The organism is Bacteroidota bacterium, assembly GCA_037133915.1.
Lineage (GTDB): Bacteria > Bacteroidota > Bacteroidia > Bacteroidales > CAIWKO01 > JBAXND01.
In genome coordinates this window covers 52,670-67,959 of the sequence record JBAXND010000007.1, presented here as the reverse complement: position 1 = coordinate 67,959, position 15,290 = coordinate 52,670, and the positions used below count along the sequence as shown (strand labels likewise).

13 protein-coding genes are annotated in these 15,290 nt (G+C 42.3%); 3 read left to right on the top strand and 10 right to left on the bottom strand.

Going from position 1 to position 15,290, the window contains the following annotated elements; all coding sequences use genetic code 11:
• Positions 1 to 145 precede the first annotated feature (145 nt).
• Genes yihA through WCM76_04035 form a run of 3 tightly spaced genes read right to left on the bottom strand, consistent with a single transcriptional unit; the run spans position 146 to position 2,633 of the window.
• Positions 146 to 748 carry a ribosome biogenesis GTP-binding protein YihA/YsxC gene (gene yihA, locus WCM76_04045; protein ID MEI6764788.1) on the bottom strand — a complete coding sequence of 201 codons (603 nt, stop codon included), beginning with the start codon at positions 746 to 748 and terminating at the stop codon, positions 146 to 148.
• 52 nt (positions 749 to 800) lie between these two features.
• Entirely contained in the window at positions 801 to 1,742 is a 942-nt protein-coding gene (locus WCM76_04040) for a GNAT family N-acetyltransferase (protein ID MEI6764787.1), read from the bottom strand.
• 12 nt (positions 1,743 to 1,754) lie between these two features.
• Positions 1,755 to 2,633, bottom strand: a complete 879-nt coding sequence (locus WCM76_04035) for a 1-acyl-sn-glycerol-3-phosphate acyltransferase (GenBank protein ID MEI6764786.1) — start codon at positions 2,631 to 2,633, stop codon at positions 1,755 to 1,757.
• Between the two features lie 194 nt (positions 2,634 to 2,827).
• Here WCM76_04035 and WCM76_04030 point away from each other — a divergent pair, with 194 nt between their 5' ends.
• From WCM76_04030 to WCM76_04020, 3 genes are all read left to right on the top strand, one after another.
• Complete coding sequence (locus WCM76_04030; GenBank protein MEI6764785.1) at positions 2,828 to 6,094, top strand: T9SS type A sorting domain-containing protein; 3,267 nt, start codon at positions 2,828 to 2,830, stop codon at positions 6,092 to 6,094.
• Between the two features lie 120 nt (positions 6,095 to 6,214).
• Positions 6,215 to 7,024: a T9SS type A sorting domain-containing protein gene (locus WCM76_04025; GenBank protein ID MEI6764784.1), complete on the top strand. Its 810-nt coding sequence runs from the start codon at positions 6,215 to 6,217 to the stop codon at positions 7,022 to 7,024.
• A gap of 129 nt (positions 7,025 to 7,153) precedes the next feature.
• Complete coding sequence (locus WCM76_04020; protein MEI6764783.1) at positions 7,154 to 9,100, top strand: ABC-F family ATP-binding cassette domain-containing protein; 1,947 nt, start codon at positions 7,154 to 7,156, stop codon at positions 9,098 to 9,100.
• Here the strand turns inward: WCM76_04020 and WCM76_04015 are convergent.
• The 7 genes from WCM76_04015 to WCM76_03985 all read right to left on the bottom strand — a co-directional run bounded on the left by WCM76_04015 (position 9,097) and on the right by WCM76_03985 (position 15,237).
• Entirely contained in the window at positions 9,097 to 9,606 is a 510-nt protein-coding gene (locus tag WCM76_04015; GenBank protein ID MEI6764782.1) for a hypothetical protein, read from the bottom strand. The genes WCM76_04020 and WCM76_04015 overlap by 4 nt on opposite strands.
• A gap of 117 nt (positions 9,607 to 9,723) precedes the next feature.
• Complete coding sequence (gene upp, locus WCM76_04010; protein ID MEI6764781.1) at positions 9,724 to 10,374, bottom strand: uracil phosphoribosyltransferase; 651 nt, start codon at positions 10,372 to 10,374, stop codon at positions 9,724 to 9,726.
• A gap of 26 nt (positions 10,375 to 10,400) precedes the next feature.
• Positions 10,401 to 11,339, bottom strand: coding sequence for a hypothetical protein (locus WCM76_04005; GenBank protein ID MEI6764780.1), 939 nt, complete (start codon positions 11,337 to 11,339; stop codon positions 10,401 to 10,403).
• A 23-nt stretch (positions 11,340 to 11,362) separates the two neighbouring features.
• Positions 11,363 to 12,676, bottom strand: coding sequence for a polysaccharide deacetylase family protein (locus WCM76_04000; GenBank protein MEI6764779.1), 1,314 nt, complete (start codon positions 12,674 to 12,676; stop codon positions 11,363 to 11,365).
• 65 nt (positions 12,677 to 12,741) lie between these two features.
• Entirely contained in the window at positions 12,742 to 13,986 is a 1,245-nt protein-coding gene (locus tag WCM76_03995) for a folylpolyglutamate synthase/dihydrofolate synthase family protein (GenBank protein MEI6764778.1), read from the bottom strand.
• Between the two features lie 44 nt (positions 13,987 to 14,030).
• A complete protein-coding gene (locus WCM76_03990) occupies positions 14,031 to 14,843 on the bottom strand; it encodes a hypothetical protein (protein MEI6764777.1) in 813 nt (270 codons plus the stop codon).
• Positions 14,827 to 15,237 (bottom strand): biopolymer transporter ExbD, encoded by a 411-nt coding sequence (locus WCM76_03985; protein ID MEI6764776.1) that lies wholly within the window; start codon positions 15,235 to 15,237, stop codon positions 14,827 to 14,829. The genes WCM76_03990 and WCM76_03985 overlap by 17 nt, the downstream gene beginning before the upstream one ends.
• Positions 15,238 to 15,290 lie beyond the last annotated feature (53 nt).

Genomic DNA, 15,290 nt, shown 5'->3' with positions numbered 1-15,290 from the left:
CGTGGTCAGAAAACGTTTGTCTCTGACCATTCAACGCAAAAATATAAATAATATGTAAAATTACAAAATAATTGCAGGTTTATTTACCTATACGGCAATAAACTGCTTTTCGGGAATCCCGATTCGATTGGAATGCAGCGGTTTATTATTGTCTGAAAAGTTGATTTGTATCCTCAATATATTTCAGGATATCTTCTTTTGCCTTTTTCTCGGTGGCAGAAGAAACAAAAATAGGCGGAAGTTCTTCCCATTCGGTAAGCAGTCTGGTTTTATAAGTTGTTATTTTACGGCTTAGTTCGAGTGGTTTTAATTTATCTGCTTTCGTAAAAACAATTACAAACGGTACCTGATTCTCACCCAGCCATTCTATAAATGAAAGGTCTATTTCCTGCGGCTCGATGCGGCAGTCAACCAGATAAAAAGTACATACAAGGCTCGGTCTTAATCCCAGATAGTCGGTAATCATCTGGCTCCATCCACTGCTGAGCTTTTTCGATTTCTTTGCATAACCGATGCCCGGAAGGTCAACCAGATACCACTCGTCGTTGATGATGAAATGGTTGATAAGCTGCGTTTTTCCCGGCGTTCCTGATGTTTTTGCAAGACCTTTTACATTGGTGAGCATATTTATCAGCGACGATTTACCTACGTTGCTTCGCCCTATAAAGGCATATTCCGGAAGTTTGGGTGGCGGACATTTTTTGAAATCCGTACTGCTTAAAATATACTTTGCTGTTCTGATGTTCATAAAATATCCTGTCGTATTAGTAGCATAAATATTGGAACGCTCCGGTTACCGGCTATTCTCGTGTTGAATCTTTTTGGTAAGTAACCAGATGACGTTCTTTTTTGGTTTCATAAATATCGCCAATTGTAACAAGCAATCCTGTTTCTTCTACAAGCCCAAAACCATCGTTAATCGCTGTTCCAAATATCCGCATGGTGGCGGTTAAATTCATGTAAGCATTTATCAATGGCGGTATCGCTTCATTGTACTCACGCAGGGTATGAATGAGCAGCTTATAATCAGCTCCGTAGTTTCCGCCGTTGAATATCTTTTCCAGTTTCTCCATATCCGTTTCCATTTCCACGGCTCTGATGGGAGTGCCCAGATTATCCTTATCCGGAAAATATTTATACAGAAAGTAAAGGATGATGTCACGCGCCTGTCTGTTAAAATGAGGATACATGGTCATCTTACCAAAAAAGTACTTGATTTCCGGGTTCTCTACAATCAGCGCCCCGAGGCCGTCCCAAAGATTATCCAGAGAAAAAAGTCCTTTGCGGCCATTTACCATGGGCTGATAATCGGGCTGCACAAATGAACGACCTAATTCAATAGTGTAAGGCGCAAAATCGCGGGTAAAGCGTTCGCTGAGGCGAAAGAGTTTTGATGTGGCGCAATCAGGTGAACCATCGGGTAATTTGGGTGCCTGCCCAACATTGGTGAAACGGTATCCGCCAATAATTTCAAGATTGCGCGGCTCCCATACAATAAGTTGTTTGCTCGGGTTTTCGCGGGTGTCAAAATGGTCGATATCCATTGATTTGCCCGTGCCACCACCGGCTCTGCGAAAGGTAACTTCGCGCAAGCGCGCTATTTCGCGCATCACATTGGGCGAATTATGATGGGTAACAATATAAATTTCGTTATGCCCTTTATTGGTGCGGCGCACAAACCTTGAATCGTTTAATTCTTTTTCCAAAAGCGCCTTGTCAACCGGCGGGATAATATTTTCCATGTTCAGTAGTTTTTAGTATGGAAATTGAGATGTTGGATTTTCGCGCAATGAGTAAACGTAATCTTTAAGTTTCGATGCCCATTCGGTGTCATTGAAACGTTTGTCGAATAATGTCCATGGAACAGGTTTGCCAAAAATGATGTTTACGGACTTTATTTTTTGTTTCATCATTTCGCCCGGCAAATAAATCATTTCAATATTTTGCTTGATGCCGCTTTTTTTCCTGAAGTTCGCAAAATTGTAAAAGAAGGATGAATTTTGTCCGTCAATAAGTGCCGGAATAATATCGCGTTTGTGTTTTCGTGCTTTGGCAATCACGGTTTTTTTCCAGTCAAGATCTTTAATAACACCTTTTTGCTTGCGCGAAACAAGTCCGGCAGGAAAATAAACCATCATCTTGTCTGATGCAAAAGTATCTTCAATGATGCGGATATTTTCTGAATTGCTGCCGTGTTTATTGATAGGGATGAAAAGAGGAGCAAGGTTCTTCAGATTCATTAATATATCATTCACCGGAAACACAATTTCTTTACGTACTTTGCCCGCTTCATGCAATAATGCAATTCCATCAAGTCCGCCAAGCGGATGATTTGAAACAATGATGCCACGGCCCTCAGCCGGAATATTTTCGCGACCGATAACTTTCACTTCCTTCGTGAATTCCTGAACAATGGCTTCCACAAAATCTAATCCTACCTTGGTCTTGTTACGGTCAATAAAATCATTGATGAAATCCTGACAGATAATCCGCTTGATATAATTGACTATAAAACGCGGAAGAAATTTTGCCAGACGCGGATTCTTACTCCTTATAATTTCATCGATATCTATGAATTTTTCAGTAGCATTGGCTCCACTGTCTGAAATTATATTCTCCTTTTTATCGCTCATACGCATTACTTCATAAACGCTGCAAAGTTAATCATATTTTAAATGCATTTTAGCAGTTGATTTTTTATGTCAAGCCCTTGTATTCTTCTGTTCGGCAATAAAAAGTAATTTATACCTAATTATACTTTTATTTATGTTAAATAGTAGTAAATTTGCCTCTGAGAAGACAATTAGTATCCATAAAACCTAAAATCATGAAAATCATTACCAAATTAGTACAATTGTGTCTGGTTGGTGCGCTTATTACCTCTCTTGGGTTTGCGCAGGGCACAAAAGTAAAGAACGTAAATGCGTCGTTGGGCACTGCTCATATGACACAGAAAATTGTTGATATGTCGCCAACAATGGGCAATTTTGCAACACCCGGTGGCATGAAAGCATTGTTTGATCTTCAGTTTCAGTATAACATTGCAGGCCCGGTCGGTACTGCTGGTATTGAAACCGATGGTCAGTATTTTTATGTTACCAAATGGAGCGGTAACCAGTTCTACAGATTCGATATGTCTGGTGCACTGGTCGATAGTTTCAGCATTGCCGGTGTAACCGGTGTTCGTGACCTTGCTTATGACGGTCAGTATTTCTATGGCTCTGCAACAACCAATGCCATCTATCAGATGAATTTTACTGCGCATACGCTGGTTTCAACCATTACAGCTCCTGCTGCAGTTCAGTGCCGTCACATCGCTTATGATCCTATCAGCGATGGTTTCTATTGCGGTAACTGGGCAACCGATATCTGGCTGGTGAGCAAAACCGGTACTATTACCAGTACTATTCTTGCTGCTACACATGCACAGACGAATGTTTATGGCTCAGCCGTTGATACATACACTCCGGGTGGTCCTTACCTCTGGCTGCTCGAACAAGGCGGTGCAAATGCAAATACACTGGCACAAATTGATCTCGCAACAGGCACACCAACCGGTACTACCTTCGATGTAGCTCCGCTTATCACCGGTATCACACTGGGCAGCGATATTGCCGGCGGATTATGCATTGCAAACAATGTTGTTCAGGGCACTTCATCGTTAATCGGCGTTGTTCAGAATCTCTCAATCTGGGGTCTGGAACTTGCTTCAACTACATATCATCCTTATGATTTTGGTATGACTCAGCTTATTCACCCTTTGAGCAGCGACAGCCTTACCAATGCTGATTCTGTAAAAATTAAAATTCATAATTTTGATACGCTGAGAAGATGTTGTGTACCTGTAAGCTATGTTATTGATGGCGGAACTCCGGTTACCGAAACAATCTCCGACTCTGTTGACGGTGGTGCTGATTATATTTACACATTCACTACAACCGCCGACCTTTCAATGCCGGGTCATGTTTATGATTTTATGCTTTATACTGCAATGGCAGGTGATTCAAATTATGTGAATGATACTATTTTTGCTACTGTTAAAAATATTTGGGATGTAGAAGCAACTTCTATTGATATGCCTCCTGTTGTTGGCGTTGGTCCGGTTGCTCCACTTGCAACATTTACAAATAACGGTACACTTGCCACTTCATTTGATGTTACCATGAATATCACCGGTGGTTATACATCAACCAAGCAGGTTGTCAATCTGGCACCGGGCGCTTCACAGCAGGTTACCTTCGATTCATGGACAGCTGCTCTTGGCAACTATACCATCAGCATCGAAGCTGTACTGGCACAGGATTCAGTTCCCGCCAACGACACATTATCACAGCCCATAAGTGTTCAGAACCTTATCAAAGCTTTCTGTTATGTTGCTTACGATCCCATTACCTCCGTTATGGGACCTGCCGTTACGTATCTTCAGGCTCCGGGTACTGTAAACATCCTCGCCGACCAGTCAGCACAAAATTATCTTTATGGCGGCACATGGGGACCTTATAATAAATGGTATGGTGCCGTTGCAACAGACAACACTTTTATTACCATTGATACCCTTACCGGTGCGCGCACTGTTATTGGCAACATGGGAGCAGCTATTCTTGGAATGGCCTATGACTTCACCACCAATAAAATGTATGGTGTAGGTACTGATAATGTAAATGCACAGCTTTATACAGTAAACCTTGCAACCGGTGCTGTTACTCTTGTTGGAACAAGTGCCGCCGGAGTTTTTATCAATCTGGCCTGTGATGCCGCTGGCAATTTGTTTGCCGTGAATGTTACAGATGACAAACTTTACTCCATCGACAAAGCAACCGCTGCCGCTACTGAAATTGGTGCTATTGGTTTTGATGCCAATTTTATTCAGGGTATGGATTTCGATCGCAACAACAACGTTCTGTATATGGCTGCATATAACAATACTACACAGCAGGGCGAAATGAGAATCGTTGATGTAAACGATGGCACCAACACACTTATCGGTCCGTTTTTGAATAAAGCCGAGATTGTTGCTCTTGCTATTCCGTATTCACCTGTTCTTCCTTCACAGAATGTTGGTGTTTTATCTATTACCGCACCTACAAGCAGCTGTAGCCTTGGAAGCGAAACTGTTGAAGCCGTTGTTATGAATTTCGGCGCTGATACAGCAAATAACTTTGATGTTGCTTACGAACTTGACGGTGGCACTGCAGTTACATTTACTGTTACTACTGCTATTGCTCCGGGCGCAACTCAGACAATTACTTTTGCAACACCGGGCGATTTCTCTGCATTGGGTAACCATAACATTGTTGCTTATACAAGCCTTACCGGCGATACCATTGCTATAGATGATACTGCTACATTAACCGTTTCTAATATTACCCCGAAATCAATTCCTTATTCAGTTGGTTTTGAACCCGGCGAAGACCTTACCGGTGCCAATATTTTTGACGTGAACAATGATGGTTATACATGGGGTCTTGCTACAACAGGTGGTAACACCGGCCCGTATTGCCTGCAGTATTCATACAACTCAGCAGCCGCTGCAAACGATTGGTTCATTTCTTCCTGCATCGATTTTGAAGCCGGAAAAACCTATAAGCTTTCATTCTTCTACAAAGCACAATCAGCTAGTTTCCCCGAAAGTGTTGAAGTGAAATTCGGAACTACTCAGGATCCTGCTGCAATGTCAACAGCTATTGTTAGTGTTCCCAGTATTACTGCGATAACATACACCGAGTCGGTTTCTACATTCACAGTTCCTTCTGATGGTGTTTATTATGTTGGTTTCCATTGCACCAGCGCCGCTGACGAGTGGATACTTTCCGTAGACGATATCAACCTTACTGTTGACTTGTCGGATATCAGCGAAAATGCTGCTCCTGCAATCAATATCTTCCCGAATCCTGCTAAGGATATTCTGAATGTAACCGCTGGCGAAAATATCCGCAGAATAACTGTTACCAATGCTCTTGGTGCTGTTGTTTTTGATGGTGCTATGGATTCCAGAAATTACATCCTCAATACTTCTGAATTTAATTCCGGTTTATATTTTATAAAATGTGAAACCGAAAACGGAAGAATGATTTCCAAATTCATGGTTAACTAAAATCGTGAATCTGAATAAAAAAAGGTCGGGCTTTCCCGGCCTTTTTTTTATATTAAAATAGCTGACTGTATTTATAAAAAACAGTACTTTTACAGCCTAAAACCTAAAACCTATTACTGTATGAGAAAAATTACTCTTTTTATTATTGCTGCATTATTTGCAGTTGCTGCTAATGCTCAGAACATCGTTGCTGACTCAAGTTTTGAAGTGGGCTCACCCAGCACTGCATGGCACGAATATTCAACAAATTTCGGTACACCTCTTTGCGATGCGAATTGCGGTAACTGTGGCGGTCCCTGTGCTCCTCACAGCGGCTCTTGGTATGCTTGGTTCGGTGGCGTTGCCGCTGTTGAAGAAGGCGAATTATCACAGCTGGTTACCATTCCTTCCGGTACAGTTGCTAATTTAAGTTTCTATCTCATGATTCCCATCGGAGCTACTGCTGCTCTTGATACTTTTGAAGTATGGTATGGTACTCACAAGCTTTTTCAGGCAACCAATGCTGATACTACCTTATATGGTACCTATACTAAAATTGATGTGTCCATGACCCCGTACCTGGGAACAAGTGATTCATTGGTATTCTATGCCAGTTTCACCAGCGGCGAATCAACCAATGTTTTAATTGATGACATCAGCTTACACACTGCATCAGGTTCAGGCCTTGTTGAAAATCATTTGCTCGAAGGCATTGAAGTTTATCCGAATCCTGCTACTGAACATGTTTACGTAAACGTGAATTCACCAAAAACAGTGGATATCAACATCTCAATGTATGATATGAATGGAAAACTGGTTATCACAGAATCATATCCGGGCGTTGACTCTAAAAAAATTGATGTGAATACAAGCAACCTTAGCCAAGGAACATATTATCTCGTTGTGAATAATGGCAGCGAAAACCTTAGTCATAAGATTGTTGTTGAATAATTAACTTACTGCAAACTCCTGCAATCTGTTGCCGGAGAAAAAGCAAAAAAGCCGCCATCACTGGATGACGGCTTTTTTTGTTACTTTTGCGGCTGATTCAATTTACCTGAATAACCTTCTTACGATATCATGATTTCTGTAAACCAACTTTCCGTGCACTTTACGGGCGAATTCATTTTCGATAATATCTCTTTTATTATTAATGACCGTGACCGGATTGGGCTTGTCGGGAAAAATGGTGTGGGAAAAACCACACTGCTCAATATTATTGCCGGAAAACTCGAACCCGAAAAAGGCAGCATCGCGTTTCCGTCAGGGAGTACGGTTGGTTATCTGCCTCAGGAAATCATTACCAACAGCAAGCGCTCTGTGTACCGCGAAGCCATGACTGCTTTTGATGAAGTGCTGAAGCTTAAGAAAAAGATTAACGAATACTCCGAACAAATAACCAGCCGGGAAGATTATCACTCGGAAAGTTATCTTAATATTATTGATAAACTAAACCGTGCTAACGAGCGGATAAACCTGCTTGGAGGCAATACAATTGAAGCCGAAACCGAAAAAGTACTGCTTGGTCTTGGGTTTGAGAAGGAGGATTTTGACAGGTCTATGTCGGAATTCAGCGGTGGATGGCAGATGCGTGTAGAACTTGCAAAAATTTTATTGAGCCGTCCTGATTTGATGATGCTCGATGAGCCTACAAACCATCTTGATATTGAATCTATTCAGTGGCTGGAGGGTTTTCTGGAAACATACAGCGGCGCAGCTATTATTGTATCTCACGACCGGGCTTTCCTGGATAATGTTACCAACCGTACCGTTGAAATTTCTTTCGGCAAAATATACGATTACAAAGCTTGTTATTCAGATTATGTGTTGCTGCGCGAAGAACGTATGGAGCAGCAAATGGCTTCTTACAACAACCAGCAAAAACAGATAGAGCAGATAGAGCGATTTGTAAACCGATTTCGCTATAAGGCAACCAAAGCCCGTCAGGTTCAGTCACGGCTGAAAATGCTCGATAAAATTGATAAGATAGAAATCGACGATTTTGATACTTCTTCCATAAAGTTCAGATTCCCGCCGGCACCACATTCCGGGAAGATTGTGCTCGAAGTGCAGGATATTTGTAAAAGTTATGGTGAACGACTTGTGCTGAAAGATTTGGCTTACACTGTTACCAGGGGCGAACGCATTGCTTTTGTGGGACGAAACGGCGAAGGCAAAACCACTATGGCCAAAGTAATTATCAATGAGCTCGAATATACCGGAAAAATTAAACTTGGTCAGAATGTTACTATCGGTTACTATGCGCAGAATCAGGCCGATTTGCTCGATGGTGACCTCACGGTGTTTGAAACCCTCGATCATGTTGCTACCGGTGAAATGCGTACCAAAACACGCGGTCTGCTCGGGAGTTTCCTTTTTGGCGGCGATACCATCGATAAAAAAGTTAAGGTGCTTTCGGGTGGCGAAAAGTCAAGACTGGCGCTTGCTAAAATGTTGCTGTTTCCGGTCAATTTGCTGGTGCTTGATGAACCCACAAATCATCTCGACATGCAGTCGAAAGATATTTTGAAAAGTGCCCTGCTTAAATTTGACGGTACATTGCTTATTGTGAGTCACGACCGTGATTTTCTGCAAGGGCTAACCAATAAGGTTTTTGAATTTAGGAATCAAACCATACGACAGTTTCCGGGTGATATTTATGATTTTTTGGATGCGCGACGCATCGATTCCCTTAAACAACTTGAGCAGGTTGCAAAAGCACAAAAGCTGGCAAACAGCGAAGCGCGCCCTTCCGATAGTCGCAATCAGTATGAAAAGAAGCGTGAGTCGGACAAAGAATTGCGTAAAATAAAGAATAGAATCTCGAAAATTGAAGAAACCGTTGAGAAGCTGGAGCAGCAGGTGAAAAGTATTGATGAAGCTTTAGTTGATCCTGCAAAGTACAAAGAGATTATCAACGACCCGGAGTTTTACGGTAACTATCAGAAACTTAAAAAGCAACTCGAAGAGGAGCTGCGTGATTGGGAAAATCTGAATCTTGAACTGGAGCGTTTTCAGTCGTCCTAAAATGTGAAAAAGTAGATTGTAGAAATACTGAACGACCAGAAAATAATGGATGCCGACAGGTACAGCAAAATGTTTTTATTTCTCGAATAGTATTTATTTGCCAAAAAGGCGCCAATAGGTATTGAAAGCAGTATTGGTGTGAGTATAACAATTCCGGCCATTCCGTATTTGCTTCTGATTTTTACGATGAGTTTATTTTTCCATGTAAAAATTTTCTTTCTTTTATTAGTATGCTTTTGCTGATTTTCATGAGTCGCTTCCGGCACAATAAATAGTGCTTTCACTTTAGGACGAATGATGCGGTATAGCCTGATAATTCCACCACTCAAATGATAAAAAAAGAAAATGCCTGCAATACCTCCGGCAGTAGTAGCGCCAATAGTTTGAAAATAATTTAAGCCTGATTCAATCGACAGAGGCGGGGCAAAAATGAATTTTATTCCGCTCATCAGTACTACCTGAACCAATTTATAAGCGAGATTCGATTTTAGAAGTATGAGCAGCATAGAAGTAAAACAGCGATTCAGCCGAAAAATTGCTTAAAAATGATGCAATTTATCAGCCAGCCAAATATTCATTCAGCGCACGTATTTTGAATAAGTACAATGGAAACTGCAATGCAATTACAGTTTTACACCGAAAGCCAGATCGCCGGCATCGCCCAAACCGGGTACGATATAGGCCTGAGCCGTGAGTTCATCATCAACAGCACCTGCCCAGAGGGTAACGTCTGCTGCCGGTAAGTGCTTTTTAAGGTATTCAACACCCTGAACACTGGCAATAATTGTGACTATGTGGGTATGAAGCGGTTTGCCTTTTGAAAGAAGTTCCTTATAGGTCAGCACCAGTGATGAACCGGTGGCAAGCATCGGGTCACACAATATCAGTGTGCGATTTGTAAGATCAGGACTGGAAACATACTCTACTTTGACGTCAAACTGTCCGTCGGGATAATGCAGCCTGTAGGCTGAAATAAATGCATTATCTGACCTGTCAAAAACATTGAGCAGCCCCTGATGAAGCGGCAAGCCTGCACGAAGTATGGTTGCAAGCACCGGATAGTTTTTTATAACAGGCATTTCTGCTACGCCCAAAGGTGTGATGATTTCCTTTTTTTCGTATTCAAGAAGTTTGCTGATTTCATAGCCGAAAACTTCACCTATGCGTTCACAATTTCTTCTGAACCGAAGAGGGTCTTTCTGAACATCCACATCTCTTATTTCAGAGATATACTGGTTCAAGACCGAAGTTTTTTCACCAAGCACATTGACCATGTCATTCGATTTTATGTTCTGCTAAATTAATTTTTTTTCAGCATACGACGCCATTTTATTACATATTTTGCAATTTTTGGGAGCCGGTCAATTATAACGCGATGATAATACGTTTCTTCAGAGCCGAAGCTCTTATAAAACCGCGCGAGATTTTTATTATCCGAACCTTCAAAATCCAAAAGCATCTGCCTGTCAGCATAAGCAGCGATTTGATTATTTAAAAGCTGTGGTATGGCTGCGTTCTCTTTTGCTTCTGCGCCTGCACCGCTGAACAGAAAAATGATTCGTTGACCGGTTTGAATAAAAAAAGCGCCGGCAATCAAAGTGTTTTTATCATCACAAACACCCGTAATAAATCCTGCACCACGCTTGATGCTTTCCTTCATTAAGTGAGTGAGTACGGCGTAGTCCTGTTCACTGAATTTGTTGAGCTCGGCACCTTTGTTATGCTTAAAAAGGGTTACAAGCGCTTCTGGAATTACAGCATCGGTTAGGTCGTTTCCGGAAGTTACGGCTTTGCGTAAGTTGCGTTTCAGGTTATCCGAATATCCCGATTTTATTTTTTCGAAGGGTGTGTTTAATTGAAGCTCAGTATTCGTTCGCCTTGTATATGAAAGTGTAAGTTCACTCACAGCATTCGTGCTGTTCAGGTTTATTTCGGCATATTTGAAGGATTCCGGAATAGCATTGAGAAACGCAGCTGTTTTCGCCGAACCAACCGTAGCGGTTGAAAAAATGCCGAGTTGTTGAATGAAGTAAGGCGGATAAATATATTTTATACCTCCTTTTTTGCGCCAGGGCAGCGGCATTACTGCTGAATAATCATCTTCCACAAGTGCGTCCCACTGTTCGCAGGCAATATCAAGATACCACGACAACGCATAGGCCGGGCTCATTGCGGCGTTTTCAATGCAGCAATCCCATTTACGTTTGTCGAGGGCACTATGTTCGATGTAACGAATCAAAAGTTTATGGTTGTTTTATTTTTTTACGAAAGACTGTTTGCCATTTCGGTCATTTCACGATACACATTTCTCCAGCCGGCCCATTTTGCTGAGGTTCCAAGAGATTCATTATGAAAGATGGTGATAAAAGTTCCGCCTACGGCAGCAACTTGTTTCATGATTTTTTCGATTACGGGCAGCGCTTCGGCGGCAGAAATATTCAGGTAATCTTTCATGCTGCCTTCCATAATGGCAAAGGGATGTATCCTCAGTTTTGTTTCCCTTTCTTCCACCAGGTCATAGAAGAAAAACGATGAGCATAGTCCTGCTCTGAAACCTATGTCTGATGCAAATCCCATGGAATAATCATCGATGATGCCGGCAGCGATGAAGTTCCTGTAGGTGTCCGGGAATTTCAACTTAATAAAATGCTGTCGCGCTTGTGTAATGGGTTCTCCGATGACACCTTCAATCCGTATAATTTCTTGTTTAATAAGCTCCGGCTTTTCTGTGGATTGCCATGACGGATGAATGCCGATTTCGGCAAGGCTGTTTATTTTTCGAAGCAGGGAAGCGTATGGCTCTGTTTCAGGCGCAATGCTTTTGTCATATTTTCCCCATGTACCCGCATGTATGAAATAATTGGCACAGAGACCGTATTGCTCCTGCAGTTCAAACATGAATTCATAACTGTCGTAAGGATCTGCTTTATTACCCTGGAGTACATCGTAGCGCTCTTTCAGGTTCCGGAAGTTCCCTTTGAGTAAATCCTTTGCTGCGGCGGCCATACTGCGCGTATTTCCTTTATAAAGGTATGAGTAGGCGATATCAATATCATAGGTAGGTACAAATCTGAATTTACGATGCGGACCGGGAATTTCAGGATAGTTGTTTTTCAGCGTGTCGCGAATAATTGCAGCCCATAAATTTACAACAGGTAGTTGCAGAAAGCCTTGCTGATGGGCAATTCCGGCAGCAGCTTCAAAACGCCCCAGCTTGTCTGCCTTGTAAGGAAGATATTCTTCATAGCGCGTTGCCATATAAAAAGCTGCAGCAAAAGGATCGAACGGCAAGGCCGAGCTTGCATCGTATAAAGGAAATAGTACTGCCGTGTTTTTATAGGTTGAAACTTCAGTATCTAATTCCTGTATTCCCGTTGATTCAAGCAATCCCGATGATTTAAAGAAAACTTCATCGCTTATTTTATGTGTGCCGTATGAAAATTTATGTCCCGTATTTGCGGCAAATTCCTCTTTGTTTGATGTGATGCAGAAATCAATATCAAGCAGGTCTTTGAAAATAAGCCTGAATGTATAGTCGATTCTGTTCGTATGATTGGCGACAAATATCGTGAGCATCAGCAAGCGGATATTATGATATTCAATGGTAAAAATACAGATTATTAGTCATTATTTTTTATTTATCAAACGACTTCTGCAACAACGAATGTGCTTCCTCCGACAAATATCAGGTCATCTTCACCCGAATGTTGCCTGGCGGCTGAAAGTGCCATATTCACCGTCTCATATGCTTTTCCGTTGAGTCCTGCTGCCAAAGCCTGCTTTCTCAGCATCTCAGCATCGCGTCCGCGTGGAATGGAAGGGCGGCAGAAATAGTAGGTCGCGCGGGGTGGAAGTAATTTTAAAATTTTTGTGCTGTCTTTATCTTCGAGCATGCCGAAAACGATATGCAGTTTATTACAGGGCGTGGCAGCAAGTTGTTCGGCAATGTACCGTATGCCGGCTTCGTTGTGTGCCGTATCGCAGACTGTGAGCGGCTTCCGCGAGAGTACCTGCCAGCGGCCTTTAAATCCCGTATTCCGTATTACCTTACGGAAACCATACTGTATGGCCGTTTCGCTGAGACGTAGCCCTGCTTTATTCAATTCGGCTACTGCCGCGAGCACCGTCTGAACATTTTTAAGCTGATAATATCCTCCAAGTGGACAGCTTAATTGAAGTGCTTCGCCGGTTTGCTTTGAGACAACAATCATATCAAGCCCTTTGCCTACAAAGCTTTCACGCTTCAGCGCCTCGTAACAGGTGTCGGCAAAAACCAGTTCACCGGAGGTCGCTTTTGCCTTCGCTAAAAAAACTCTTTTTGTTTCTTTCTGTGTTTCACCAATAATAACCGGCATTCCGGGTTTCATGATGCCTGCTTTTTCTGCTGCTATTTTGGCAAGCGTATCGCCCAGAAACATCATGTGATCGTAACTGATGTTGGTGATAATTCCTAATATCGGGTTCAGTATATTCGTCGAGTCAAGACGCCCGCCCATTCCCGTTTCTATAATGGCAATATCAACATTCTTATTACGGAAATGCTGCATGGCCATGCAGAAGGTTAATTCAAAAAATGAAGGTTTAAAGACTGCGTATTCCTTCTCGTAATTCTTCATGAAGGATACTACTTCGTTTTTGCCAATCATACTCCCGTTCACTTTAATCCGCTCTCTGAAGTCTTTGAGATGTGGTGAGGTGAACAGTCCTGTTTTATAGCCTTTTTCCTGAAGTATTGATGCAAGCAAATGTGAGCAGCTTCCTTTGCCGTTAGTACCTGCTATGTGTATCGATTTGAATTTTTCTTGTGGATTGCCCAGCTGTTCGCACATCCGGTAGGTGGTTTCCAGTCCGGGTTTATACGCACCTGCCCCTATGTGTTGAAACATAGGAAGCTGTTTGAACAGGAAATCAATTATTTCGCTGTAACGGCTCAATTGAGGTTGATGAAATTGTAGGTGATGGTTCCTTTCTGTTCTTCCGGAGCATCGGCCTTAACATCAAAAGTGGCTTTGAGCGCGGCATCTGTCGCAAGTTTCCATAAGGATGTGTTGGTGGTAGTGGTTCCGCGCCCTCCGGCAACTGCCTTGGTCACTTTTCCTTTTTTATCTACCCATATAGAAACAACTACGGTGCCTTCTTCTTTAGAATTATAAACCGGTTTGGGAAGACTTTTTACAGAGCGTCCGTTCAGCGAAAAGGAAACACCTTTTCCCTTGCCGGGTCCATCGCCCGGACCGTCGCCGGGTCCGTTGCCTGTACCGTTACCACCCCCTGTGCCGCCGCCGGTACCGCCGGTACCTTTGCCATTATAATTCGAAGAGTTTTTATTCCCGTCTTTTTTACCCTGATCGCCTGTGCCGCCTTTTTCACCCTGACTGCCACCGTCTTTCTTTCCTTTATAAATGGCGGCCTGATTTATATCTTTATTGTTATTGTCCTTACTTTCGTTAATCGCGCTTGTTGCATCGTTGTCTTGCGTAAGGACATTATTATTACTCGAAGAAGGAGTGAAATCAGGCATGGAGATATTGTCTGTCTGTATATCGCCAAAACCTGTTTCGGAAGTTCCGAGGTTCACTTCGATTCCAAGTCCGCCGCCACCGCCGCCTTCGGGCCAGGGTGGAATAGGAGTGTAGAAAAAGATGAAATAACACAGCAGGAATAGCAACGAATGCACCAGCATTGTTCCCACCACCGCTATGATGTTGTATTTCCGCTGTTCGATGTTAATTTGTTGTGCCATTGGTTGTTTTTGTTGCGAGAATCATTCGTATCTGAAGTTTATTCCCGATTTCAAGCAAATTCACCAATTCCTGTATCGGAAGCGTATTGTCGCAACGCAGGACAACAGTGGCATCCGTTGATTTCTGCAATTCTGCTTTCAAAGAGTTTTCAATCTGGTCAAAGGCAATTGGCTTATTGTTTACGTAATATGCCAGGTCTTTGGTTACACTAATTTGAATTTCTTTTGTCCGTATTGCCTGAGAATGCTTTGAATTTGGAAGCGATAGCTTAATAACACTGGGGTTAAGCAGGGTGGACATAATCAGAAAAAACAACATCAGAAAGAACATGATGTCATTCATTGAAGAAGTACTGACCTCTGCTGTAATATTTTTTTTGCGCCTCAGATTCATTGTAATTTCTTTTAATTATGCCTTGCCGGCGATGAACGTATTCACTTCCGGCA

Bases quoted from the DNA above. Each gene is read 5' to 3' on its own strand.
- yihA (MEI6764788.1), bottom strand. From the start codon at position 748: ATGAACATCAGAACAGCAAAGTATATTTTAAGCAGTACGGATTTCAAA.
- WCM76_04040 (MEI6764787.1), bottom strand. From the start codon at position 1,742: ATGGAAAATATTATCCCGCCGGTTGACAAGGCGCTTTTGGAAAAAGAA.
- WCM76_04035 (MEI6764786.1), bottom strand. From the start codon at position 2,633: ATGAGCGATAAAAAGGAGAATATAATTTCAGACAGTGGAGCCAATGCT.
- WCM76_04030 (MEI6764785.1), top strand. From the start codon at position 2,828: ATGAAAATCATTACCAAATTAGTACAATTGTGTCTGGTTGGTGCGCTT.
- WCM76_04025 (MEI6764784.1), top strand. From the start codon at position 6,215: ATGAGAAAAATTACTCTTTTTATTATTGCTGCATTATTTGCAGTTGCT.
- WCM76_04020 (MEI6764783.1), top strand. From the start codon at position 7,154: ATGATTTCTGTAAACCAACTTTCCGTGCACTTTACGGGCGAATTCATT.
- WCM76_04015 (MEI6764782.1), bottom strand. From the start codon at position 9,606: ATGCTGCTCATACTTCTAAAATCGAATCTCGCTTATAAATTGGTTCAG.
- upp (MEI6764781.1), bottom strand. From the start codon at position 10,374: ATGGTCAATGTGCTTGGTGAAAAAACTTCGGTCTTGAACCAGTATATC.
- WCM76_04000 (MEI6764779.1), bottom strand. From the start codon at position 12,676: ATGCTCACGATATTTGTCGCCAATCATACGAACAGAATCGACTATACA.
- WCM76_03995 (MEI6764778.1), bottom strand. From the start codon at position 13,986: ATGTTTCAACACATAGGGGCAGGTGCGTATAAACCCGGACTGGAAACC.
- WCM76_03990 (MEI6764777.1), bottom strand. From the start codon at position 14,843: ATGGCACAACAAATTAACATCGAACAGCGGAAATACAACATCATAGCG.
- WCM76_03985 (MEI6764776.1), bottom strand. From the start codon at position 15,237: ATGAATCTGAGGCGCAAAAAAAATATTACAGCAGAGGTCAGTACTTCT.